Raw genomic sequence first — 25346 nt, 5'->3', positions numbered from 1 at the left:
GGACATTCCATCTATTCAATTTTGAAACCCCCAAGTTGATGGCTCTTTTGCTGTAGCAATTCGAAAAAGAGTTCTTTATCATTCTCTAGTAATGCCTGATCAATCAAATGATCCAAATTTTTCTCCTCTAACTCTGCAATAAGCTGATCGATTTCACCAACCGTCACAGTAGAAACCATCGGAATTTGTTGCTTTGGTGTAGCGCTTTCAAGTATTGGTGCTAGATGCTCATGAACATTAGTAATAAGCAATAGTTGATAAAGTGGTAACCGAATAAAGCGATTTCCTTTTTGGAAAACAAAAACCTCAGATAAATTTTCAATCTGCTGTGTCTTCATGTTGATGATCATCTCTTTACCTTCTATGGGAATGAAATGGAAAATCTCATTCTCTTTTAAAATAGAGAAATATTGATAAGCAAATACGAGACGTAATTTATCTCCAGTAACTTTTGTGTAAAACGGCTTCATGTATTGAACTTGCATCATCCTTCATCCCTCCCTAGTTATCTGATTATTCAGATTTTAACACAAATCAAAAGCCTTGTTAACTATCTTTACCTCATTTTTTTCTTTCTGATCATTCAGCTTATCATTACTGCATTTTAATCGTATAATGGAAGGACAGTCTTTTTTTCCTTTTTACAATTAACAATGTTAACTATAGCCATACATGATGAAAGGAGTGAGGTTATGGCATTGTCTATATCGCAATTAGCTAAGGAACATCAAGCATTTGTGCTGACTAAATTAAAAGAAGCTGAACAAGGGTTACATCCTTCCTCTACCGAAGATGAGGAACTAGTGCGCCGTGCTGTCTTTTCAGTAAGGAATAAGTCCATTGTTTTTGAACGATTTAATGGAGCAAGTTCTATATTATATGCAAGTGTTCAAGATGTCAGACCCGCTTCTGTTGAAATTGATTTTTCAAATGAAGAGCTACATTGTAGCTGTCCTCAAGCAAAATGGTGTCGACATCAAATAGGTGCTTTACTCGCTCTCTACCAATATTTTGATTCTGTTCAAAATTGGTCGAGTGCTTGGCGTGCACAAAAATCTGTTCAATTAAAATCTTTAGCAGATGAACGCAGCCCACAAAGCTGGTCGATGATGGTGGATGAGGTGATGAAACGATTATTACCACCTGGGCGCATACTAGAAGGCTATGGGCTTTCCGCTGTAAGAACCGATGCTTTGGAGCGTCTTCGTCGACATATGCCCTTTGAGCGTGAATGGCAACCTCTTTATAAGCTCTATATGGAGCTAGCCATTTTTAATTCGATATGGCGACATTTAAATGAAACACCTGGACATTCGTTAGATTCACCTTATATGAAATATTTTATCGAACAAAGCACGCAATCTTTTGAGAGCATTCTTACAGAGCTTTCTAATCGATCACGACTATTTGCGACAGATCCATTTTATGATGCCATCCAAGAGCTAGTAAGAGAATTTTTATTAGAAAGACAAGGGCTTTTTGCCAATCGCCTTCGTCTATATATGCTACTATGGGCAGTACTTTTTTATGAGAAGCCTCGTCGTGAACAGGAATTGGCATTTATAAATAATCTTGTTCACTCTTCAGCAGAAATTTCTCTACAATCACTAAAATTATTATTTTATGTGCTATTACAGAAAGAGGATTTACTGCTTGAAAAGTTGGCACAGGTTGATTTACCACAAATGCAGGATTTGTTTGAACTAGCTACTTTTGCACAACGTGCTGGAGAGTCCAATTCATTAGCAGTCATTTTACGAGCAATTTTACCTTTGACTGAAGTGTTTCTACAGGAGGTCGTTCCAGTCGTTCAGCGTGCCCAATACGTAAGGCAATTCCAACTTTTATTTGACGAGATTCAGCTTTCGGAGGAAGAGGAAGCAACGCTGTATAGTGCCTTTGGTGTGTATGGACTACAGCCGTTCTCAAGTTTTTTAATTAAAAAAGGTCGCTATCGGGAATGGGCAGCTCTGCATCAACTAAACCCATCATCCCTCTCTTACTTAGAAATGTGTGGATTAAAGGATGTATTACAGGTTGAACCTGCAACTGTTTTACCTTTATATCATGTCTATGCAATGGCTGAAATTACGCAAAAATCACGCTTAAATTATAAACAGGCTGTGCGTATTTGGAAAAGTATGCGTAGCGCTGCAAAGCGAGCTGGTAAAGCAGCTTATTTTGAAACATATATGCAAACCATTCGTGCAGAATATAAACGACTACGTGCGTTACAAGAAGAAATTGAGAAAGGAAACTTAGTATGATGACAATAAATGCTCCTTCCCCTTTTTCCAAAACACAACAGCTCCGTATTGAAGTAGCTCGGGAAGGATATTTTACGTTGCAGGGTTTTACTGCAAATGGTACAACAATCGATGTTGATACATTAATTTCTTCGCTATTCTTTACTTATGAGGCAAACGTTTATGGATTATTAACAAATCGAACTGATTTTACAATTGAAGTTTCTACAGCTGAGTTACTCGATATTTTTTCAACAAGCTTCCAGCACCCTTTCATCAATTGGAGTGGTGCAAATGAAGAAAGTATAGAATGGTTAAAAAAAGTTTACGCATTACAAGCATACTGGCAAGAGCCATCACTTTGGTCACATGCTGTGATTGCAGATGATTTTTCATCATTAACTTTCCCTATTGATCATATAGATTCAGCATTATTGGAAACAGCTGTACAGCAGAAGCTTTCACAGGTTGGGCTAATACTAGCTGATTTACCAAAGTTATTACCCTTTTTCCTACGTGGAGGCTGGCCATTGGATCAAGCTCGTCAAGCTGGAGCTGTTTCCGTTTCTTTACGGTTAAGTGAGCCAGAAGAAGATGCCGATGTATGGTTATTAGAAACGGTGCTAAGCACTGCTACAACGAAAAACTACTGGACACCTGCTATTCGTAAACAATCCTTACCTATTGAAGAGGCACTACCTACAAAGTGGCGAATGTTTGCGACTGAAATTACACAGCAACAACAGCAAATTGTAGAACTTCTATCCATCGATACGATCAATAGTGATATCTTTATTCGTGTGACACTGGAAGATTTAGAAGTTCGCTCTTTTTTACGGGAGGATCTTGCTAGATTGCAGGCACTTGGTTTTGATGTTGTACTGCCAGCATGGCTAAAGGATTTAAAACAATCCAAAATCCGAGTACGTGTTACAACTAGTAATGTTTCCACAAGGAAGGTAGCAGGTTTAGATGATATTTTAACGTTTAAATGGCAGTTTTCTATGAACGGACAAACGATTTCAGCTGAGCAATTTAAAAAACTTGTGGATGAGAAACGTGAATTTATTCGTATTGGTACTGAATGGTTCCGAGTAGATGCCAATTGGATGCAAGAAATGCGTGAATTGATGCAACAGGCAGAAGATGAAAGTTGGACTGTTCGAGAATTATTATTTAGGGAGTTACCAGAAGACCTGTCTGCCCCTCTTGAGGAAGAAGATGCAGATGATGCACTGAGAGATGATCCAATCTTTGCATTGGAAATACAACAATCATTAAAAGCATACATGGAGCAACTTTTGGAGAAGAAAGGCTTACCTGCCGTCTCGATTCCATTGTCCCTACAAACCGAATTACGCCCTTATCAATTAGAAGGCTTTGAATGGTTAGTCTTTATGCGCCAACAAGGTTTCGGTGCATGTCTAGCTGATGATATGGGACTTGGAAAAACGGTTCAATTGATTACCTATTTGCTCCATATTTATGAGTCATCAACTTACACAAAGCCATCCATCATTATTTGTCCCACTTCAGTACTTGGGAACTGGCAAAAAGAACTTGCTCGATTTGCCCCGTCCCTGATTGTGCATACACATTATCAAGCAAATCGAGCAAAGGATGAAGAGTTTAAAAAGCTAGTGACAGCAGAAAGGCCACATGTCATTTTATCAACCTATGGTACTGTGTCACAGGATACTGAATTTTTACAGGATATCGAATGGGCAACGGTAGTACTTGATGAAGCACAAAACATAAAAAATATGCAAACATTACAATCAAAAGCCATTCGTAAATTGCTAGGTGACCATCACATAGCTCTTACTGGGACACCTGTAGAAAATCGTTTATCTGAGTTATGGGCTATTTTTGATTTCATTCATAAGGGCTATCTAGGTAGCTTTGGTCGCTTCAATGAAGAATTTATTTTGCCTATTGAACGAGACGAATCAGAGTCGCATAAGCAGAAGCTTCGAGCTAAAATTCAGCCATTCTTATTGCGTCGTACAAAGCGAGATCCACATTTACAGCTTAACTTACCAGATAAGCTAGAATCGAATGAATATTGTCCATTAACAACAGAGCAAGCTTCACTCTATGAGGGCTATATTTTAGAGACGCTTGATCAGCTGGAGCAGTTAACAGGCTTTCAAAAAAAGGGACGCGTCTTAAAGATGCTCAGTAAATTAAAGCAACTATGTAATCATCCTGCCTTATATTTAAAGGAACCTTTCGAGGATGCCGAAACAATGCTTGCACGTTCGACTAAGCTAGAGCGCATTGTACAAATGGCAGCTGAGATTGTGGACAATGGAGAGCAATGTCTCATCTTTACACAATATATTGGAATGGGACAATTGCTACAACATTGCTTTAGTGAATTATATAATGTAGATGCACCGTTTTTAACTGGTGCCATGCCTAAGCAGCAGCGAGACCGCTTAGTAGAGGCTTTCCAGGCAGGAGATTTCCCTATATTTATCCTTTCTTTGAAAGCTGGTGGAACAGGACTTAATTTAACAGCAGCTAATCATGTTTTACATGCAGATCGCTGGTGGAATCCTGCTGTTGAAAACCAAGCAACAGATCGAGCATATCGCATCGGACAGACACAATTTGTGCAGGTCCATAAATTTGTGACAATTGGCACGATCGAGGAAAAAATTGATAAGATGCTGGTGCAGAAATCTGCATTATCCGAAGAGCTTATTCAATCAAGCCAGTGGTTGACCGAGTTAGAAGATCAAGAACTCCGCGATTTAATAACATTAGATAGATAATAATGAGATGCGCCAAGAGCAAATAGTTCTTGGCGCTCTTTTAGTGGAACTTGCTACTTCTTTTCCCTACTTACTTCATTATTCGTATTTAGTTGTGTTGAAAATTCCATTGCTGTGCGGTCTTCAGCAATGTTTATTATAGTGTTACACATCATTCCTTTCTGTTTGTTACGGTGCAAGCAATATAAGGAGAATGGCGGATCAGACAATTAAAGTACTCTTGCCCCGTATGTAAGCTATACTTGCTAAGGTAAAACAAAATCCTTTAAGTGTTCCTGTTCATTCGGTGGCTGTGGCGGTACAGTAACTGCTTCGTCACTATCTCTTTGTTTAAGTTGATAAAATCTAACATCCTCAACCACTATCTCTGTCATAAAAATCTTTGTGCTTTCCTCATTTACAAATGACCTTGTTTGAATACGGCCAGTGGCACCGATTAATGAACCTTTACCACAATATTTAACGATATTCTCTGCAAGCCTTCCCCAAGCTGTACAGAAAACAAAATCTGTATCTACTTCCCCTTGATTGTTTTTAAAATTACGATTAATGGCTAGTGAGAAATGGGTCTGCATACGATTTCCAGATAAGTAACGTAACACCGGGTCTTTTGTAAACCTTCCAACCAATCCGACTTGATTCATTCATTCACCTCCTTTGCTTTTGATTGCTCTCATCTTACAAAATGATTCCGGCATTCGCAAAAATCGATATTGTTAATTTCCTTCAGTTTTTGTGCATAAATTAGGTAAATTGGCATTTTTATTTTTCTATTTTTTTTTAATTTTCTAGCTGAATGCTTTAGGCTGTAATGGCAAATGCTATTTCATGAAATCTGCAATTTCGCAGTTTTTGAAAAACCGTCACAGGTGCGCATCACAAACAACTGCTGCCTCATGTGTTATACTAAAAGAATGACAGACTTAGGAGGAATATACATATTGAAAACCTTTAAAATGCTTTCCTTTGACCTTGTCACAAAAGATGGCGTGCAACCATTCCCTTTAATCGATGGCATCATTATTAATCAGGAAAATAGCCATCAATCTTGGGTACTTGAATTGTTTATGGAAAAACAATATCGCTCAACCTTTGATGAGCTCTTAGCAAATGCTACAGTCTTCAATGTACGTGCAGTTATTTCATTTCCAGATAATGAACCCGCTCCTTTTCAGGTGATCGTACATACTGTTGAAGAAATCGGTAATCATGTTTCAGTCCTATTAAAAGGTACGCTTAAAATTAAACGATCAAAATATGCAGAACAATTACTTTCTGAGCTACTTGCTGAGGGTGTTTCTTTAGAGGATTTACTGGATCGCTTTACACAAGATATGAAAAAGCGACCAAAATTAAAAAATGACTGACGATGCGAATTTTTGCATCGTTTTTTTTATTGGACAAGCAGTAATTTTTTTGTACAATACAATTTGAAAAAGGAGGGTTTCATTTGGTGGTTGCTATAAGGAAGAAGCCTTTAAAACAGTTATAGCGTTTTTTTAAATTAATTCCAACGATGTAGCTACTCGATTGCTCCGGAAGTTTCAGTTTCCATATACCGGTACCTATAAGAATCGTGTTTACAGAAAATATACTGGAGCATATGAAGAATTTTTTTGATGGGAGTTTTGCTTAGCTTGCAGGTATTCACTCTGTTTTCGCGGGTACTTACTCTGCTTCCACCGGTATTCGCTTTGCTTTCCTCTAAATTGAAAAAAGAGTGTTTTCCGCAGAGGAAACACTCTTTTTATGTTATCGGTTATTCATACCATCACGGTATTTTTCAGTGTTGTTTACTTTATCGTCGACAACATCATTATTATTGTTACCGTTCATGTTGTCATTACGTTCAACACCATTTACACCGTTTGCATTTGGTGTGTTGTCATAGCCGTTTGTGCTGTTGATATCGGCATTTGAACCAGGTGTTGTTGCTTCTGGTAATGTTGTATTATCGTTAACAGTACCTCGATCTACACCATTCCCATTTACATTATTGCGATCGTATGCATCGTCACGATTATTCGGATCTAATGCGTCCTCGACATCGTCGACTCCTCGACGTACGTCATTCTCGACTTCTCGAACAGGGTGATCTTCTACTGCATTATTTCCCCAGTTACAACCTCCAAGGAATGCAGTTGCAAGAATGATGGTTAAAAATGACATTTTCCACATAGTAAAAAACCTCCTTTCTTGGGTACTATGTCATCAAATACATCTACTGTATTTGTGATCCTACATAGATTGCCCGAGAAAGGAGGGAACTATCCGATTTTTGTACAAACTATTTTTGTTTTTCTTTTAATAACTGTTCAATATATGCTGCCTCTGCTTTACAGTCGTAGCTATAGTTTGTGCCTAGCTCTTTTTGCAATGCCTCGATTGTTTCGACTTGCTGTGCTGTTGGTTCTTCATTTAAAATTTTGGCAATAACCTCATCGATTTTTTGTGCCATTTCTTCATGAAACTGTGCGCTCATCAATGTATCAGCAGGGATTTTTTCGATCCACGCGGCATTCTCCTGAAAATAAGTCTGCCAGTTTGCAATGAAGTCTTCCATGGAAAAGCGCTCTTCATCCCAACCAATACTTGCTAAGTATGTTTCAAAAGATGTTGAAATCGAACGAGTAATGCTAATTTTAATACCTGAAGACAATTCCTTATACATCTTAATAATCCTCCTACGTTTGTAAAACCTAAAAATTACATCTATTTCAATTCACAATCGCTTATTTACCATCGCAATTTAAGAACCTACTAATCAATTTTTGACTTGACTTTATCTATTTTATATCTTTTGGTCTACAAATGCAAATTAAGCTTGTTTAGGCTGTTCAGGCCCAATTGCAAATAGAATATCGGCTTCACATACAAGTTCTCCATCTACAGTTGCTACACCATGACCTTTACCCATTGCGCCACGAAGTTTTACAAATTCTACTTCCAATTTAAGTTGGTCGCCAGGTACGACTTGACGCTTGAAACGACAATTATCAACACCCGTTAAAAACGCTAAACGACCCTTAAATTCTTCAGCATTTAATAAAGCCACTCCACCTACTTGAGCTAAAGCTTCCACAATTAACACACCTGGCATAACTGGATAACCTGGGAAGTGCCCATTAAAAAAATCTTCGTTAATTGAAACGTTTTTTAATCCTACTGCACGTTTCCCTTCTTCTAATTCAATGATGCGATCGACGAATAAAAAAGGATAGCGGTGTGGTAAAATTGCTTGAATTTGTTCTGCAGTTAACATGTCATTTCCCCCTCAAAAATTAAGTATGTATACACAAAGTAAGGTAAAGAATAATGTTATTCTTTACCATTCATAATATCAAATATATGCTGCCATGTTTCTCGTTTAAAAATATCCATAGCATTGCCTTCTCCAATAACGCTAAAGCCAAACATTGCGCCTAATGCTGCGGCAACAACGACTAAAATGAGAACAATTACAATGCGTAACCAAATCGGAATCAGTCGGATTTGCACCCATCGAACCTCGCGTTGCTCTCCAGTCGAGCGGCGTTCTTTCTTTTCTGGTTGCGGTTGCGTATCGGTTTCTTGTGTCGGCACAGAACGTCGACGTGAATCGTTTGTCATAGATTGTACTCCTCTTCATTCCTTACTATGCGTTTTTGGATAACTTCCTATCGAATGCCATTAATTAGTCCTAGCATTTGATCTGCTAATGTCACCGCTCTTGCGTTGAATTGATAAGAACGTTGTGTTTGAATGAGTTCTGTCATTTCTTTCGAGAGGTTAACATTGGACATTTCTAGTGTACCACTTTGCATGCCAATTTGCTGACGGTTGGCTCCCACAAGCTCTGTCAAAACTTCTGCCTGCGTATAGCCAAGTTCAGCTAAATTATTAGGTAATCCCATATAAGAACCGGCAACATGCTCCATTAATTGCGGCTTTTGGAATTCTGTTACAGCTAAATCCGTACGAATAATATCCCCATTTGGATAAGATGCTTCTAATACGCCACCATCTCGAACAGCAAACTTTTGAACCGTGTCTGGTAATGTAATAGCTTGTCCTGCAGCATTAGCTACTGGATAACCCTCTGCTGTTACAAGCATAACTGTTCCATTATTCAATGGAGATAAATAAAAGTCACCTTGTCGAGTATACACTGTTTCAGTTCCATTTTCACCATCTGGCATCAAAATATTGAAATATTGTTTCGCTTTTGTGAAAGCTAAGTCTAAATCACGATTAGTTGTTTGTAATGAACCTTGCTTTTCATTGGATTTAATTTGCCCAATCATTGCGCCAGATCCATAGCGAATACCAACAGGTGTTTGTCGTTCTGCGCGATCCTGCTTATCATTATTAAATTGCTGATAAAGTAATTCATTAAAGGATGCTTCCTTTGTTTTATAGCCCGTTGTATTACTGTTAGCAATGTTATTACTAATGGTATCCAGTTTGTTTTGTAATTGCCCCATTGTGTTTGTAGCTGTAATCATTGTACGTAGCATTGATAAAAGCCTCCTGTTCGCCCATTAAATTTTTCCGATTTCATTTACAGCCTTTTCCATGCTACGATCATAAGCTTGTAATACTTTTTGATTTGCTTCAAATGCACGGTAGGCAGTCATTAAATCTGTCATTGTGCGACCAGAATCTACGTTTGACCCTTCTAAAAAGTTTTGACGTAGTGTAAAGGAAACACCATTCGCTCCATAAGCTGTTGGCAAGTTCTCACCATTTTCTGTACGAATAAGGCCATTATCTTGTTTTTGTAGCATGTTCGGGTTTGCAGCAAATGATACACCAACACGAGCTACTTGTTGATTATTTACAAAGATAGCGCCACTTTCATCTAATCGGAAATCATCATTTGGTAGCTGGATACGTTGCCCAGCATCATTTAGTACATATAATCCTTGACCATTAACTAAATAGCCTTGCCCATCTAACGTGAAATTACCATTACGTGTGTAAGCCTCACCACCAGCAGGATGTTCTAGTCGGAAGAAAATTGAACCCATAACCCCATCTTCATTTTGTGGTAAGTTTCCATTAATCAATGCCATATCTGTTGTAAAATCAGTGTTATAGATTTGGCCTTGTATGTAATTTGGCAATGTTTCTTGTAAATATGTCCCTGTATTTAAAGCTCCTACTTGACTCATATATTCAGCGCCGGCTTGTTGGTGAGCAGGAGCATTTGTTTTTCCAATGCTAGACATTAGCATATCTGGGAATGAGCGAATCGTAGATTGATCTGCCTTAAATCCTGGCGTATTCGCATTTGATAAATTATTGGTAAGTAATTCTGTTCTTCTTTGTTGCGTGATCATACCTGTTGCAACTGTATAAAATCCTTTAAACAAAGAAATCACCTCATTTTATTTTTATAAGGATGCTGGCACACGATCAATATTTTCAAGCATGATACCTGTACCAATGGCTACACAATCCATAGGTCTCTCTGCAATGAAAACAGGTACCTTCAACTCTTCTATTAATAGCTGGTCCATTCCATGTAACAATGCACCACCACCAGTTATAATCACTCCACGATCAATGATATCGGCTGATAGTTCAGGTGGTGTTTTTTCTAAGACATTTTTAGCTGACTGGACAATCATGGCTACTGACTCATGTAGTGCACGTTCAATTTCTTCAGACTCAATTGTAATTGTACGTGGTAAACCTGTTACCATATCACGGCCACGAATATCCATTGTATCATTGCGACTACCTTTGAAAACTGTACCAATTGTCATTTTGATTGCCTCTGCAGTACGTTCTCCAATCAGCAATTTATATTCTTTTTTAATATATTGCAAAATATCGTTATCAAACACATCGCCTGCTACTTTAATGGATTCACTTGTTACGATATCACCCATTGATAGAACTGCGATATCTGTCGTTCCGCCCCCGATATCGACTACCATATTTCCACTTGGTTGGAAAATATCCATTCCAGCACCTATTGCTGCAACTTTTGGCTCTTCCTCTAAATATACTTTTTTACCACCGGATTTTTCAGCAGCTTCACGAATTGCCTTTTGTTCAACACTTGTAATATTCGTTGGACAACAAATTAATATGCGTGGCTTCGCCAAAAATCCTTTTACGTTTAATTTATTGATGAAATGTCTTAACATCGCCTCTGTCACATCAAAATCTGCAATGACTCCGTCTCTTAGTGGACGAATAGCTGTGATATTACCTGGCGTTCTCCCTACCATTTGGCGGGCTTCTTCCCCAACCGCTAATACTTTATTTGTCTTTTTATCGATCGCCACAACAGATGGTTCATTGAGGACGATCCCTTTCCCCTTAACGTGGATTAATACGTTCGCAGTCCCTAAGTCAATGCCAATATCTTTCGAAAACATTTTATAATTTCTCCTTCCCGCCAGTTCCAACTACATAACGTTCATTTTATCTCTTTATCTAGAATATTTTATCATATTCTATTGGTAATTTCACCTAAATTTAGTGAATAAGACTGTTTTCTTTTTAGGCAGTGAACGGCTATAATATAGAATTACTATTCTTAGAAAATCATCACTTATGCTTGTCCAACACAACAAAAAAGAACGAATCATTCTTGACTCGCTCTTTCTTTCCACTTGTTTTTCGTTGCTTCTCCTCCGCGAATATGACGTACGGCCTTATGGTAGGCGAGTATTTCTTTCACTTGGTCAGCTAATCCTTCATGAATTGTTGGTAATCGCTCTGTTAAATCCTTGTGCACCGTACTTTTTGAATAACCAGTCATTTTCGCGAGGACACGCACAGTCTCACGCGTCTCAATCAGTAATTCACCGAGGCGTATGCAGCGCTTCCGAATGTGCTCATGCACGTTCTTCGTCCTTTCCACACAATTTCACAAAATGCTTTGGCAATCAGATGCACATTTGCGCATTTCTTCACCTTATGTGAGGACAAAGCTATTCAGAACACGTTTTGCATTTTCTTGATAAAATGCTGACTTTTTATGCGTTACTAGCTTTTCTCATTAAAAAGCTAGTAATTTTTTCGGATTGATATATTTTCCGTTTTCAAGAATTTCGAAATGCATGTGGACGCCAGCCGCTTGATTCCACTCGTTGTCAGTCGCTTTTCCTAATGCTTGACCTTGTGTAACCTCATCGCCTTCTTTAACAGCGATATCCTTCACAGAGCTATAATGTGTCTGCATACCATTTGGATGCTCGATCACGATCTTATTGCCTGTAAATGCGTCTAGTTTTACCTCTAGTACTTTACCACTCATAGCAGCTAGTACTTCAAACTCTTCACCATTCATAGCAATAGAGATTCCTGAAGATGTAGTAAATGTTTGATTAAATACCATTAGTGCATTTTCACGAGACTCTTCATTTGCCTCTAACTCGTAAAATTCTTGTAAGACTTGTACTTTACTAAAATTCTCTTCTTTGAATGGATACTTCATGTTTTCAGTTCGTGCATTAGTTTCCACTACAGGACCTGGATCTACTTCAGCTAAATCTGGTAAAGGAGCCTCTTCTACTTTTGATACGAGACTATTGTAACCAAATAACAATCCTGCTAGAACAAGTGCACCACCTGTGTAAACTACTGGCCAAAACCACGGTTTCTTTTGTAATTGGCCATTTTCCTTTTGATTTGGATCTTGGTTTTGAGAAGCTTTGTTATTTTTATCCTCTCTCATTTTCATCACCTCTAGTTGCAGTGTGAACAACTAGAAGTTATTTTAAACATGCATCTATTTTTTTTATTTCAATATCTTGATAATAATAGTGTAAAATTTCGGCAGCTGTTTTCCCTTCATTTGCCATTGCCTCAGCTCCATATTGACTCATGCCCACTCCATGCCCATAACCTTGAGTTTTCACTTGAACTTTTCTTTTATTGGCATTAAAGATGATTGTGAAATCAGTTGATGGTATACCAAGGAGCGTTCTTACCTCTCTCCCTGTCCAGACGTTATTCCCTAGCTGTAAACGTTCTACTCGTCCAGAATCATTATAAAATAACTGGATACGATTAAAATCACTAGGTTGCCATTGTATAGGCCAGAGCTTATTCCATTGAGCTAAAGTCCATTCTTGCTCAGCCTCAAACTTAGGAGATGTTTGATCAGATATACTTGCAACACTTTGCAAATATGGAATATCATTTCCACCATATCCATAAGCACTTTCTGTTTTACCATTGCTTGTTGAATGAAACATGGCTGTAATCAATTCATTATTATAAAGAATAACTTGTCCTTGTGTTTCATTGATAGCTTCGACAATTTTCTTTTCATTTCCCAGGAAATTGCTAGCCCAATTCGCCTTTCTTTGTTCTTCATCATAGAAGACTTGCTTTGCCACAGTTGGGGCGATCGCAATTTTTCCGTAATTTGTCGTTTTCAACGCATATGTGCGTGCTGCAATAGCTTGTGCCTTCAGTGCCTCTTTTTTAAAAGAAACGGGCATTTCTGCAGCAACTACTCCTGTAATATACGTTTCCAAAGGAATTTTTTCTTCTTGCCCCTCCACTTCTATAAATATTTCACAAGCATTCTTATCACTAGTTTGAGGTATGATAGCCTCTTGTCTTTCACTAAACCCTACTATAGGAAGCATATATAATGCCCCAATCAAGCAAATGACACCTATACTAATCATCCATTTTTTCATAAGGAATAATATGCTAGATTTCTTGTAGTTATGAGAAAACAAAAACCCTCTGCATAAAAAGCAAAGGGTTTTAAAATCTATTTAGTTTGTAGGCAATTCAACTGTTACATCTTCAATTGTCACTACTTCTTCTGTAATACGTTCAATATTAGCACCAAGAGATGCTAATTTTCCATGGAAATCAACATAACCACGATCTAAATGATGAAGTTTTGTGACACGTGTCATTCCTTCTGATACAAGACCCGCTAAAATTAATGCAGCCGCAGCTCGTAAATCCGTTGCCATTACCTCAGCTCCCTGAAGATCCACAGGCCCCTCGATAAACACAGAACGTCCCTCTATTTTAGCACCAGCATTCATGCGACGGAATTCCTCAACATGCATAAAACGGTTTTCGAATACCGTTTCTGTAATAATACTCGTACCTTCAGCAGTAAGCATTAACGCCATCATTTGTGATTGCATATCTGTTGGGAAACCAGGATGTGGCATTGTTTTGATATCAACTGCTTTTAGTGTTTTAGGAACTCGTACACGGATTCCTTCATCCAACTCAGTAATTTCTACGCCCATCTCACGCATTTTAGCTATTAAAGCAGTCATATGCTCAGGAACTGCGTTTTCAATCACCACATCTCCTCTCGTAATAGCTGCTGCCACCATAAATGTACCAGCTTCAATACGGTCAGGAATAATATGATGCTCTACTCCATATAATGTATCGACTCCTTCTATACGAATCGTATTTGTCCCCGCACCGATTACACGGCCACCCATACTATTAATAAAGTTTGCAAGATCCACGATTTCAGGCTCTTTCGCTGCATTTTCAATTACAGTTGTCCCTTCAGCTAAAGATGCAGCTGTCATAATATTTTCAGTTGCCCCAACACTTGGGAAATCCAAATACACATTAGCCCCTTTTAAGCGACCCTCTGTCTTCGCCTCAACATAGCCATGGCCAAATGAAATTTTTGCACCCATTGCTTCAAAGCCTTTTAAGTGTAATTCAATCGGACGTGATCCAATTGCACAGCCTCCAGGAAGTGCTACACGAGCATAGCCATTACGAGCAAGTAGAGATCCCATTACTAAAATAGATGCACGCATTTTACTAACAAATTCAAATTGAGCTTCACTTGAAAGTTCTTTTGTTGCATCTATATATACGGCATTATCTTCAGGTATATATGTAACTGCTGCGTTTAAACTTTTAAGTACTTCATTTATTGTAAAGACGTCTGCTAAATTAGGGACTTCTTTAATTACATTTTCTCCTTTTGAAGCAAGTAAAGCTGCTGCAAGGATTGGTAACACTGCATTTTTTGCGCCCTCTACACGTACTTTCCCCTGTAGTTTTTGGCCGCCAGTCACTATTATTTTATCCACCCTATGTCCCTCCGAATTCAATCTATTAACCTACCAAATTTTTATTTTAATAAAGAAGTATAATGTCATAATCAGTAAACAAACAACTCTATAGTACAACTTTTCTAACGCTCGTTCAAGCGTCCAAATCACTATTTTAAGCCATTATTAGATTTTTTGCTATTTATTTATTGTACGCTGCTAAATTTTTTTTGTGAATGACCAATAACCCGTTCGCTTCTAATACATACCCAAAGATATATGAATAAAAAACAACTTTTCACTTTTTTCTATAAAAAATGAAGTGGCAGGCCCTATTATCGTACATTTATCAATGGGTATCTTGGTAGCTAATAGCGTAAAATTCATAAGAATTTAATGTATTAGCGTCTTTTTACATAGTTCAAAGGGCCACACAAATGGTATTATAAAGTCCTTTGAAGTATGTAGACCTCTAAATTTATGAAAGAAAGCTACGAATTCTTTAAAATAAATAAGGAAGTTTGCCTGACCAGCTAGATATTTGAAGAAAGAAATTAGATACTGCTGAGCCTATCGCAATACTAAGTAAAATATAAATGAGCTGAATTTGAAAAACTCGATTCTTTTTAAATAATTTTTCGATCATAAAAGCTTGTAATGCGTAAAAAGTAATAGCAATAAAAAATAGGTGAGACAAAATACCCAATAAAGCTTCTTGTCCGATCGCTTCATATATTTCCATGTAGCATCCTCCATTTCTCCTTCAATATGTTTATTCACCTTAAAAAACGGGCAGATGCGATATCTGCCCGTTAAAAATGAATTAGATATTACCCTCATGAACGTTGATACGATTCAACGCACGTTTTAATGCTAGGTCAGCACGTTTGAAATCAATGTTGTCTTGTTTACTTTGAAGACGTCCTTCAGCACGTTTAACGGCTTCTTTAGCACGTTGAACATCGATGCTTTCAGCAATTTCAGCAGACGGCGCTAAAATTGAGATTTTTTCTGGACGAACTTCAATGAAACCACCGCTTACTGCAACAATATCAGTCGAACCGTTTTCTTTTTTAAGCTTCACTGCACCAATTGCAAGTGGAGCAACCATTGGAATATGGCCTGCAAGAACACCGATTTCTCCTGAAGTTGTTTTAGCGATTACCATTGATACTTCAGAATCGTATACTGGGCCGTCGGGAGTGACAATATTGACTAGAACTGTCTTCATATTTTTTCCTCCTCGTCCCTAGTATTAAACCTCTACGCCCATGCTTTTCGCTTTTTCAACTACTTCATCAATTGAACCAACTAGACGGAAAGCATCTTCTGGTAGGTGATCCCATTTGCCATCAAGGATTTCCTTGAATGAACGAACAGTTTCTTTTACAGGTACATAAGAACCTTTTTGACCAGTGAATTGTTCCGCTACGTGGAAGTTTTGTGATAAGAAGAATTGAATACGACGAGCACGTTCTACTGTTTGTTTATCTTCATCAGATAACTCATCCATACCTAAGATTGCAATGATATCTTGTAATTCACGGTAACGTTGGATTGTACGTTGTACACCAGTAGCAATTGCGTAGTGCTCAGCGCCTACGATTTCAGGTGATAATGCACGAGAAGTCGAAGCTAATGGGTCAACCGCAGGGTAGATACCCATTTCAGATAATTTACGCTCAAGGTTAGTTGTTGCATCTAAGTGGGCGAAAGTTGTAGCTGGAGCCGGGTCAGTATAGTCATCGGCTGGTACATAAATCGCTTGAATAGAAGTTACAGATCCTTTGTTCGTAGATGTGATACGCTCTTGTAGTTTACCCATTTCAGTTGCAAGTGTTGGTTGGTAACCTACCGCAGAAGGCATACGACCTAATAGGGCAGAAACCTCAGAACCTGCTTGTGTGAAACGGAAGATATTGTCGATGAATAAAAGTACGTCTTGACCTTGCTCATCACGGAAGTATTCCGCCATTGTAAGACCAGTTAAAGCAACACGCATACGTGCACCAGGTGGCTCGTTCATTTGACCGAATACCATCGCTGTTTGCTTGATAACGCCTGAATCGCTCATTTCGAAGAATAAGTCGTTCCCTTCACGAGTACGCTCACCTACACCAGCGAATACAGAGATACCAGAGTGCTCTTGTGCGATATTGTTGATTAATTCTTGGATTAATACAGTTTTACCTACACCGGCACCACCGAATAGACCGATTTTACCACCTTTGATATATGGTGCAAGTAAGTCTACTACTTTGATACCTGTTTCAAGAATTTCAACTGTAGTTGAAAGATTCTCGAAAGTTGGTGCTTCACGGTGAATTGAATCACGACGTGCGTCTGCTGGAATCTCTTCACCTAAGTCAATTACTTCTCCAAGTACGTTGAATACACGACCTAGTGTAACTTCACCAACTGGTACTGAGATAGCTTTTCCTAAGTCTGTTACTTCTGCTCCACGTTGTAAGCCATCAGTAGATGACATCGCAATTGTACGAACAGAATCATCACCTAAATGAAGCGCAACTTCTAATGCAAGAATTGTTGGTTCTTCATTAGGACGTTCAATCTTAACTGTTAAAGCGTTATAGATTGCTGGTAATTGGCCATTGTCGAATTTAACGTCAACAACTGGACCCATTACTTGAATAACATGTCCTTTATTCATTACTGTGTACCCTCCTATCGTATTCTTATACGACATTGGGAAGCTGCTTGCCTATTCTAAGGCTGCAGCTCCACCAACGATTTCTGTAATTTCTTGTGTAATCGCCGCTTGACGTGCACGGTTATATTGCAAAGAAAGGTCTGAAATAAGATCAGTTGCATTATCTGTTGCATTTTTCATAGCCGTCATACGAGAAGCATGTTCACTTGCTTTTCCATCTAATAATGCGCCATAAACTAAGCTTTCCGCATATTGTGGAAGTAACACTTCTAGAATTGCTTCACCAGATGGCTCGAATTCATAAGAAGCAGTACCGCTTGCAGGGGCAATATCTGTTAATGGAAGAAGTTTTTTCTCTGTCACTTCGCTAGCAATAGCGCTGACAAAGTGATTATAGTACATATAAAGTTCGTCATACGTACCATCAATGAACATACCAACAGCATTACGAGCGATTTCTTTAATATCAGCAAATGTTGGTTGGTCAGGTAGACCGACAACATTACTGATGACATTATGATCACGTTTCACAAAGTAGTCACGAACAACACGACCTACTGCTAAAATAACGTATTCGTCTTTTGATTTATGACGCTCGTTAATCGTACGTTGTACTTGACGTAGGATACTTGAATTGTAAGCACCTGCAAGACCACGGTCAGAACCAATGACTAAGTAAGCCGTTTTCTTAACAGGACGAGCAGTTAACATTGGATGTCCGCTGTCTTTTGTCCCTGAAGCGATCGCGCCTACTACGTCCTGAATTTTTTCCATGTAAGGAACGTAAGCTTTAGCATTTTGCTCTGCACGACGTAACTTAGAAGAAGAAACCATCTGCATTGCTTTTGTAATTTGCTTCGTACTCTTTGTTGAAGTAATACGACCTTTAATTTCGCGTAAGTTTACCACTGGTATTTCACCACCTTCTGTTTTTTAATCAAGTGACTAGCTAAGACTTATTCTGATTTAGCGAAAGTTTTTTTGAATGCATTGATTGCTGCTTCATAATCCGCATCAGGAGCAAGCTCTTTAGTAGTACGAACATGATCTAAAACGTTTGTGTGGTTTGAATCTAACCAGCTTAAGAATTCTGATTCGAAGCGAACGATATCTTGTACTGGAATATCATCTAAATGACCTTTAGTTAATGCGTAAAGGATTGCAACTTGTTTTTCAACTTTTAGTGGTTTGTTAAGGTCTTGTTTAAGAACTTCAACCGTACGTTTACCACGCTCAAGTTTAGCAAGTGTTACTTTATCTAAATCTGAACCAAATTGAGCAAATGATTCAAGCTCACGGAATGCAGCTAAGTCAAGACGAAGTGTACCCGCAACCTTTTTCATCGCTTTAATTTGAGCAGATCCACCTACACGTGATACAGAAAGACCGGCGTTAATCGCTGGACGTACACCTGAGTTGAATAAGTCAGATTGTAAGAAGATTTGTCCATCAGTGATTGAGATTACGTTAGTTGGGATGTATGCAGAGATATCCCCAGCTTGTGTCTCAACGAATGGAAGAGCTGTAATTGAACCATTTTGATATGTTTCATTTAACTTCGCAGCACGTTCAAGTAAGCGGCTGTGTAAGTAGAAAACGTCACCAGGATATGCTTCACGACCTGGAGGACGGCGAAGAAGAAGTGAAAGTTCACGGTAAGCTGATGCTTGTTTAGAAAGATCATCATACACGATTAATACGTGTTTACCTTGTAACATGAATTCTTCAGCCATAGATACACCAGCAAATGGTGCTAAGAATAATAATGGAGCTGGTTGAGAAGCAGAAGCTGTCACAACGATTGTGTAATCTAAAGCGCCATGTTTACGAAGAGTTTCTACAACACCACGTACAGTAGATTCTTTTTGACCGATTGCTACGTAGATACAAATCATATTTTGGTCATTTTGGTTAAGAATTGTATCGATAGCTACAGATGTTTTACCAGTTTGACGGTCACCGATGATTAACTCACGTTGACCACGACCGATTGGTACTAATGCGTCAATCGCTTTAATACCAGTTTGTAGTGGTTCGTGTACTGATTTACGAGCCATTACACCGAAAGCTGGACTTTCGATTGGACGAGATTTTGTAGTGTTGATAGGACCTTGTCCATCCACTGGTTGTCCAAGTGGGTTTACAACACGACCAATTAGTTCTTCACCAACTGGTACTTCCATGATACGACCTGTACGACGAACTTCATCGCCTTCTTTGATGTCAGTGTATGGACCTAAGATTACGATACCAACGTTACCTTCTTCTAGGTTTTGAGCCATACCCATAACACCATTAGAGAACTCTAGTAGTTCTCCAGCCATGGCGTTGTCGAGGCCATGAGCAAGAGCAATACCGTCACCAATACGGATAACTGTACCAACTTCGCTTACTTTAAGTTCAGATTCATAATTCTCAATCTGTTGTTTAATCAGACTGCTGATTTCTTCAGCCTTGATGCCCATGTATGTCACCTCTCACATTTCTAAATTATTAACCGATTAATTCACGTTTTAGACGCTCTAGTTTATTAGCTACTGAGCTATCATAAATATGGTTACCGATTTGAACACGAATACCACCAAGTAAAGATGGATCAACTTCGTTTGTAATATTTAATGATTGTTTTCCAACAAGTTTCGCGAACGCTGCTGAAATATTAGCGCTTTCTTCTGCAGAAAGTGCACGTGTTGAAAATACTGTTGCATCTGCAGTGCCTTGTGCTTGCGCAGCAAGTTCAGCATATGCCTTAGCAATTTGTGTCATCTCGTTTACACGTTTTTTCTCAACTAGAAGTTGAACAGTGTGTAAAACTTCTGGTGTTGCACCATTAAAGATATCAGCTACCATTTGTTTTTTTCGTTCAACGGAGAACTTAGGTGCATTTAAAAGCGTTAAAAAATCAGGCGATTCTTTTACTACTTTTGTTAGTTCACTTAAGTCTGCTCCTACTTCAGTAAGAATATTTTTTTGTTGCGCCAATTCAAAAAGCGCTTGAGCGTAACGTTTTGCTACAGTTGAATTACTCATCGAGCTTCCCCTGCCTTCGCAATCGTCTCTTCAATTAGAGCACGGTTGTCTGCCTCAGAAATCTCTTTGCTAAGGACTTTAGATGCTGCAAGTACAGATAATGAAACGACTTCATCACGTACAGCTGCAATAGCTTTTTCTTTTTCAGACTCAATTTCACGTAAAGCCGATTCTTTTAAGCGATTTGCTTCATTACGAGCTACAGTAAGAATTTCTTCTTTTTGTAATTCGCCTTGCTTCTTAGCGCCTTCAACAATCGATTGTGCTTCTGTACGAGCTTCCTTAAGAAGGCTCTTTTGTTCTTCTAAAAATTGGTGCGATTCTTTGCGCGCTTTTTCAGCTGCTTCGATTTCACTCGCTACTAATTCTTCACGTTGTTGCATAATGCCCATAAGTGGACCCCAAGCGAATTTCTTAAGTAGTAACATTAATACGATGAAAATAACTAATGTTGCGATGATATCTCCACTATTTAACGAAGCACCGCCTGCACCTAGTACAAGATTATCTAAAAACACGATTGTTTCACTCCCTTCAAGAGCTTTAACTTCAACATAATTTAATGACTAAAAAACTACCTATTTTAAAAAGCTATATTTACACATAGCTTTTATCAGTTCCAAAATGAAGGGCGAAGTTTCATCTGGAGAATCCTGCTTCGCCACTAGTAAAATTCAGTGTTCAACTGAATTATTTGTTCATTACGATGAATGCTACTACTACTGCGATGATCGGTAGGGCCTCAACTAATGCAACCCCGATGAACATTGTAGTTTGAAGAACGCCACGAGCTTCTGGTTGACGAGCGATACCTTCTACTGTTTTTGATACAATAAGACCGTTACCAATACCTGCACCAAGTGCACCTAAACCGATTGCGATTGCTGCTGCTAATAAACCTAATGAACCTGTCATTTGAAAATTTCCTCCTTGGAATTGTTTGTTTTTGTTGTTCAAGCATAGGGTATATGCTTTATATTAATGGTCATCGCTCACTTTATGAGCCATGTAAACCATTGTTAACATTGTGAAGATAAAGGCTTGGATAAAGCCGATGAAAATTGAGAAACCTTGCCATGCCATCATAGGAACGATTGCCCCGATGAATCCCACAGCACCTGATGATGCTAAACCTGCAAGTAAGCCAAGTAAAATCTCACCCGCGTAAATGTTACCGTAAAGACGTAAACCTAATGTTAATGTGTTTGCAAATTCTTCTACTATTTTAAGTGGGAACATGAATGACATTGGTTTGAAGAATGTACCAACATAATGACCTGTACCCTTCATTTTTACACCATAGAAATGCGTTAAGACTAATATCATTGCTGCTAATGTCATCGTTACTGTAGGGTCAGCTGTTGGTGATTTCCACCATAGCTCATGCCCATAGACAATTGAGAAAGGAAGACCTAGTAAGTTAGATACTGCGATAAACATAATTAGTGTGATACCTAGAACGTGGAATCGACCACCAGTTTTCCAATCCATGTTGCTTTTAATGATATTCTTAACGAAATCCATAATCCATTCCATAAAGTTTTGCATACCAGTAGGTTTTAACTTTAGGCTTCTAGTTGAAATAAAGGCAATTAAAAATACGATAATTGCTGCAACTAGTAACATCATAACTGTTGATAAGTTAAATGTTAAAAAACCGACTTCTAGTAACGGAGCTTCATGATTCATTGTTATTTTTCACCTCTCTTTCTAATTTAAAGCACATTAGCGGTTCCTTACATGTGACACAATTCTCTCGACAAAGAGAAAACGTACGGAATCATTAGCCCTATAACCGTGCTAATTAAGTGAAAATAGTTTGGCAACGAAATGGCTATTGCGACTGCCGCAACACCTGATCCAAAGCGAAGCGCTGTACCAAGTGAGCCTATTTTCTTCCCTTCACTAATGGATCTGTCAAACTTCTCCATACGCCGAACTAAAATCCAAAAATTATACGTACCAAAGAATGCACCGACTGCGATGCCCGCAAAAACAGTTTGATAGGGGGTAAATCCCCAGCCTAATGCGCAGAGTGCAAGCAAAAAAAATAACGCCCTCTTCTGCACAGCAAAAATGTGATGCAAATCTAGCATTGGTTGTAATCTCCTGAATCATTTTTTCGAGTAATGAAAACGTTTGCTGACCACTATGTGAAATCAGAAAAGAGCAGTGAAAAGCACTACTCACAGCGGAATAGTAATGGGAGAGTCATTTCAATTACAGGTGTAAATGCCCAAAAAAATAACTTACACCCCTTACCGACTCGGTAAAAACCGAAACGCACAAAACGTTGCAAATCGACAGTCTTATTTTGAACTGTCAATTTAGTAGAAAGTTGATATAACAAGTGTTTCAACGTCCTATTTATGAACAGAAACCCTTATCATTCTTACCCTTTGTAAGCATACAATAGGTGATATTTGAAGTCAATTGGTAAAGGAGAAAAACTTCACAGCCTCTATACTCTTGTCAAATTGTTGACAAATTTGTGTATGAAATTTCATAGTTTCAAAATTTCTCAACCTTCTCACGCATAAAAAAAGCTAATTTACGACAAGATTATGCTCGTAAATTAGCTTACCCATTTCAACAGGTACATTAGACTTATTTTTAATATAAAATATAGTATTTTAATTAGTTTTTTGTAAAAATCCTAGCAATGCTTCAACAATACGCTTAGATGCATGTCCATCCCCATATGGATTTGATGCTTTTGCCATTGCTTCATAGGCATTATTATCTGTTAGTAATTCCTTTGCTAAGGCGTAAATTGTTTCCTCTTCTGTTCCTGCTAGCTTTAATGTTCCTGCTGCAATCCCCTCTGGACGTTCTGTCGTATCTCTAAGAACAAGCACTGGCTTCCCTAATGAAGGTGCCTCTTCTTGTACACCGCCTGAATCCGTTAAGATCATATATGAATTAGCCGCAAAGTTATGGAAATCAAATACTTCAAGAGGCTCAATTAAATGCACTCGTTTATTATTCCCTAAAATTTCATTAGCAATTTCTCTTACAGCCGGATTCATATGAACTGGATAAACAACTTGAACATCCTCATGTTCTGCGAGTATTCTGGTGATCGCTTTAAACATATGGCGCATTGGTTCTCCAAGATTTTCACGGCGATGTGCTGTTAATAAAATCATGCGATCCTTCCCAATTTTATCTAATACAGGATGCGAGTAGTGTTCACTGACTGTTGTTGCTAATGCGTCTATTGCTGTATTACCAGTAACAAAAATCGTCGCTGGATTTTTATTTTCATCTAAGAGATTCTTTTTTGATACTTCAGTTGGCGCAAAATGTAAATCTGCCATCACGCCTGTTAGTTGGCGATTCATTTCCTCTGGATATGGTGAATATTTGTTCCATGTTCGAAGTCCCGCTTCTACATGTCCTATAGCAATTTGGTTATAGAACGCAGCGAGGCTTGCAATGAAAGTCGTTGCTGTATCACCATGTACCAAAACGATATCTGGTTGTGCTTCCTTCATTACTTTATCTAAGCCCTGTAATGCGTTTGTCGTTACATCAATTAATGTTTGGCGATCCTTCATTATATTTAAGTCATAGTTTGGCGTAATACTAAACGTCTCTAATACTTGATCGAGCATTTGGCGATGCTGTGCTGTTACAGTTACAATAGATTCTATTTGCTTAGGATACTTTTGTAACTCCAAAACAAGAGGAGCCATTTTAATTGCTTCTGGTCTTGTACCAAAAATCGTCATTACTTTCCATTTCTTTGTCAAAACGATCTGCACCGTCCTTTTTGTTATTGTATGGTAAGATCAATCTCCTGTTGATGAAGGATTACTTACCTACACATACTATGAAACGCCCTTCAATTTGAAGGACGCTTTCACAAGTTATTAGTTTCCTAAATGAGGAAATTTCATGTATGGATTTTTATTTTGTACCGAATAGACGGTCTCCAGCATCACCTAAGCCAGGTACAATATAACCATGGTCATTTAATTTTTCATCAAGTGCAGCAATGTAAATATCTACATCCGAATGTTCTTCTTGAATAGCTTTCACACCCTCTGGTGCAGCGATTAAGCACATGAATTTAATGTTTTTAGCTCCACGTTTTTTCAGTGAATGAATTGCCTCTACTGCAGAACCACCAGTTGCAAGCATTGGATCTACAATGATGAAATCACGTTCTTCAACATCTGCAGGAAGTTTTGCGTAATATTCAACTGGTTTTAATGTTTCTGGATCACGGTAAAGACCAATATGACCAACTTTTGCAGCAGGGATAAGCTTTAATACGCCATCTACCATACCGATACCTGCACGTAAAATCGGTACGATTGCAAGTTTTTTACCAGAAAGTACTTTTGTTTTTGCAATTGTTACAGGTGTTTCAATTTCAATTTCCTCTACTGGCATATCACGTGTAATTTCAAATGCCATTAGTGTTGCCACTTCGTCTACTAGCTCACGAAATTCTTTTGTTCCTGTATTCTTGTCGCGAATATAAGTTAATTTGTGTTGGATTAGTGGATGATCAAATACATAGACTTTGCTCAAAGGGATTCTCTCCTCACCGTTCGGATTCATTTTTATCTCAACTAGTATAACAGAAAAAAGGAGTCGTCTCAAA

The 25346-nt window shown here is 38.3% G+C and carries 27 protein-coding genes and 1 pseudogene; 3 read left to right on the top strand and 25 right to left on the bottom strand.

Annotated features, from left to right (window positions below; genetic code table 11):
• Window positions 1-11 precede the first annotated feature (11 nt).
• Window positions 12-488 carry an IDEAL domain-containing protein gene (locus tag LBYS11_RS02985; protein ID WP_004269498.1) on the bottom strand — a complete coding sequence of 159 codons (477 nt, stop codon included), beginning with the start codon at window positions 486-488 and terminating at the stop codon, window positions 12-14.
• A gap of 204 nt (window positions 489-692) precedes the next feature.
• On the opposite strand from LBYS11_RS02985, the gene LBYS11_RS02980 reads away from it, so the two are divergent.
• Window positions 693-2267: an SWIM zinc finger family protein gene (locus LBYS11_RS02980; protein ID WP_103117431.1), complete on the top strand. Its 1575-nt coding sequence runs from the start codon at window positions 693-695 to the stop codon at window positions 2265-2267.
• Window positions 2264-5026, top strand: coding sequence for a DEAD/DEAH box helicase (locus LBYS11_RS02975; protein ID WP_103117430.1), 2763 nt, complete (start codon window positions 2264-2266; stop codon window positions 5024-5026). The genes LBYS11_RS02980 and LBYS11_RS02975 overlap by 4 nt, the downstream gene beginning before the upstream one ends.
• A gap of 245 nt (window positions 5027-5271) precedes the next feature.
• Here LBYS11_RS02975 and LBYS11_RS02970 read toward each other — a convergent pair whose 3' ends face one another.
• Entirely contained in the window at window positions 5272-5670 is a 399-nt protein-coding gene (locus tag LBYS11_RS02970) for a single-stranded DNA-binding protein (RefSeq protein ID WP_103117429.1), read from the bottom strand.
• 297 nt (window positions 5671-5967) lie between these two features.
• Between LBYS11_RS02970 and LBYS11_RS02965 the strand changes: the two genes are divergently transcribed.
• Window positions 5968-6393 (top strand): YwpF family protein, encoded by a 426-nt coding sequence (locus LBYS11_RS02965; RefSeq protein WP_048395644.1) that lies wholly within the window; start codon window positions 5968-5970, stop codon window positions 6391-6393.
• A gap of 385 nt (window positions 6394-6778) precedes the next feature.
• On the opposite strand, the gene LBYS11_RS02960 is transcribed toward LBYS11_RS02965, so the two are convergent.
• From LBYS11_RS02960 to upp, 23 genes and pseudogenes are all read right to left on the bottom strand, one after another.
• Window positions 6779-7204: a hypothetical protein gene (locus LBYS11_RS02960; RefSeq protein ID WP_048395642.1), complete on the bottom strand. Its 426-nt coding sequence runs from the start codon at window positions 7202-7204 to the stop codon at window positions 6779-6781.
• Window positions 7205-7313: 109 nt separating this feature from the next.
• Window positions 7314-7697 carry a hypothetical protein gene (locus LBYS11_RS02955; protein ID WP_048395640.1) on the bottom strand — a complete coding sequence of 128 codons (384 nt, stop codon included), beginning with the start codon at window positions 7695-7697 and terminating at the stop codon, window positions 7314-7316.
• A gap of 147 nt (window positions 7698-7844) precedes the next feature.
• Complete coding sequence (gene fabZ, locus LBYS11_RS02950) at window positions 7845-8288, bottom strand: 3-hydroxyacyl-ACP dehydratase FabZ (RefSeq protein WP_016991806.1); 444 nt, start codon at window positions 8286-8288, stop codon at window positions 7845-7847.
• 56 nt (window positions 8289-8344) lie between these two features.
• Entirely contained in the window at window positions 8345-8635 is a 291-nt protein-coding gene (locus tag LBYS11_RS02945) for a DNA-directed RNA polymerase subunit beta (protein ID WP_004269489.1), read from the bottom strand.
• 47 nt (window positions 8636-8682) lie between these two features.
• The gene (locus tag LBYS11_RS02940) at window positions 8683-9522 is read right to left on the bottom strand and encodes a flagellar hook-basal body protein (protein WP_048395638.1); all 840 of its coding nucleotides are present in this window, start codon (window positions 9520-9522) and stop codon (window positions 8683-8685) included.
• 24 nt (window positions 9523-9546) lie between these two features.
• Window positions 9547-10380 carry a flagellar hook-basal body protein gene (locus tag LBYS11_RS02935; RefSeq protein WP_066036934.1) on the bottom strand — a complete coding sequence of 278 codons (834 nt, stop codon included), beginning with the start codon at window positions 10378-10380 and terminating at the stop codon, window positions 9547-9549.
• Window positions 10381-10401: 21 nt separating this feature from the next.
• On the bottom strand, window positions 10402-11397 hold the full coding sequence (locus tag LBYS11_RS02930; RefSeq protein ID WP_004269486.1) for a rod shape-determining protein: 996 nt from the start codon (window positions 11395-11397) through the stop codon (window positions 10402-10404).
• A 209-nt stretch (window positions 11398-11606) separates the two neighbouring features.
• Window positions 11607-11867, bottom strand: a complete 261-nt coding sequence (locus LBYS11_RS02925; RefSeq protein ID WP_004269485.1) for a sporulation transcriptional regulator SpoIIID — start codon at window positions 11865-11867, stop codon at window positions 11607-11609.
• Between the two features lie 156 nt (window positions 11868-12023).
• Window positions 12024-12701: a M23 family metallopeptidase gene (locus LBYS11_RS02920; protein ID WP_048395635.1), complete on the bottom strand. Its 678-nt coding sequence runs from the start codon at window positions 12699-12701 to the stop codon at window positions 12024-12026.
• Between the two features lie 37 nt (window positions 12702-12738).
• Window positions 12739-13677 (bottom strand): stage II sporulation protein D, encoded by a 939-nt coding sequence (gene spoIID, locus LBYS11_RS02915; protein WP_048395630.1) that lies wholly within the window; start codon window positions 13675-13677, stop codon window positions 12739-12741.
• 81 nt (window positions 13678-13758) lie between these two features.
• A complete protein-coding gene (gene murA, locus LBYS11_RS02910; protein WP_048395622.1) occupies window positions 13759-15069 on the bottom strand; it encodes a UDP-N-acetylglucosamine 1-carboxyvinyltransferase in 1311 nt (436 codons plus the stop codon).
• Between the two features lie 463 nt (window positions 15070-15532).
• The gene (locus tag LBYS11_RS02905) at window positions 15533-15772 is read right to left on the bottom strand and encodes a DUF1146 family protein (protein ID WP_004269481.1); all 240 of its coding nucleotides are present in this window, start codon (window positions 15770-15772) and stop codon (window positions 15533-15535) included.
• Window positions 15773-15853: 81 nt separating this feature from the next.
• On the bottom strand, window positions 15854-16261 hold the full coding sequence (locus tag LBYS11_RS02900) for a F0F1 ATP synthase subunit epsilon (protein WP_004269480.1): 408 nt from the start codon (window positions 16259-16261) through the stop codon (window positions 15854-15856).
• 24 nt (window positions 16262-16285) lie between these two features.
• On the bottom strand, window positions 16286-17701 hold the full coding sequence (gene atpD, locus LBYS11_RS02895) for a F0F1 ATP synthase subunit beta (protein ID WP_004269479.1): 1416 nt from the start codon (window positions 17699-17701) through the stop codon (window positions 16286-16288).
• 51 nt (window positions 17702-17752) lie between these two features.
• Window positions 17753-18610 (bottom strand): ATP synthase F1 subunit gamma, encoded by an 858-nt coding sequence (gene atpG / locus LBYS11_RS02890; RefSeq protein ID WP_004269478.1) that lies wholly within the window; start codon window positions 18608-18610, stop codon window positions 17753-17755.
• 47 nt (window positions 18611-18657) lie between these two features.
• The gene (gene atpA / locus LBYS11_RS02885; RefSeq protein ID WP_004269477.1) at window positions 18658-20166 is read right to left on the bottom strand and encodes a F0F1 ATP synthase subunit alpha; all 1509 of its coding nucleotides are present in this window, start codon (window positions 20164-20166) and stop codon (window positions 18658-18660) included.
• A 28-nt stretch (window positions 20167-20194) separates the two neighbouring features.
• Window positions 20195-20731: a F0F1 ATP synthase subunit delta gene (locus LBYS11_RS02880; protein WP_036076089.1), complete on the bottom strand. Its 537-nt coding sequence runs from the start codon at window positions 20729-20731 to the stop codon at window positions 20195-20197.
• Complete coding sequence (gene atpF / locus LBYS11_RS02875; protein ID WP_016992759.1) at window positions 20728-21249, bottom strand: F0F1 ATP synthase subunit B; 522 nt, start codon at window positions 21247-21249, stop codon at window positions 20728-20730. The genes LBYS11_RS02880 and atpF overlap by 4 nt, the downstream gene beginning before the upstream one ends.
• A gap of 172 nt (window positions 21250-21421) precedes the next feature.
• The gene (gene atpE / locus LBYS11_RS02870; protein WP_004269474.1) at window positions 21422-21646 is read right to left on the bottom strand and encodes a F0F1 ATP synthase subunit C; all 225 of its coding nucleotides are present in this window, start codon (window positions 21644-21646) and stop codon (window positions 21422-21424) included.
• Between the two features lie 63 nt (window positions 21647-21709).
• A complete protein-coding gene (gene atpB, locus LBYS11_RS02865) occupies window positions 21710-22420 on the bottom strand; it encodes a F0F1 ATP synthase subunit A (RefSeq protein WP_004269473.1) in 711 nt (236 codons plus the stop codon).
• A 36-nt stretch (window positions 22421-22456) separates the two neighbouring features.
• Window positions 22457-22827: pseudogene (locus tag LBYS11_RS02860) on the bottom strand (ATP synthase subunit I).
• A gap of 537 nt (window positions 22828-23364) precedes the next feature.
• Window positions 23365-24486 carry a non-hydrolyzing UDP-N-acetylglucosamine 2-epimerase gene (gene wecB / locus LBYS11_RS02855; RefSeq protein ID WP_103119050.1) on the bottom strand — a complete coding sequence of 374 codons (1122 nt, stop codon included), beginning with the start codon at window positions 24484-24486 and terminating at the stop codon, window positions 23365-23367.
• Between the two features lie 157 nt (window positions 24487-24643).
• A complete protein-coding gene (gene upp / locus LBYS11_RS02850; RefSeq protein WP_004269470.1) occupies window positions 24644-25273 on the bottom strand; it encodes a uracil phosphoribosyltransferase in 630 nt (209 codons plus the stop codon).
• Window positions 25274-25346 lie beyond the last annotated feature (73 nt).

The sequence above is a fragment of the Lysinibacillus sp. YS11 genome (assembly GCF_002896375.1).
In the GTDB taxonomy this organism is placed as follows: Bacteria; Bacillota; Bacilli; order Bacillales_A; family Planococcaceae; genus Lysinibacillus; species Lysinibacillus capsici.
Note: the sequence above shows the minus strand (reverse complement) of the source record. Positions and strands in the feature narration are given on the sequence as shown.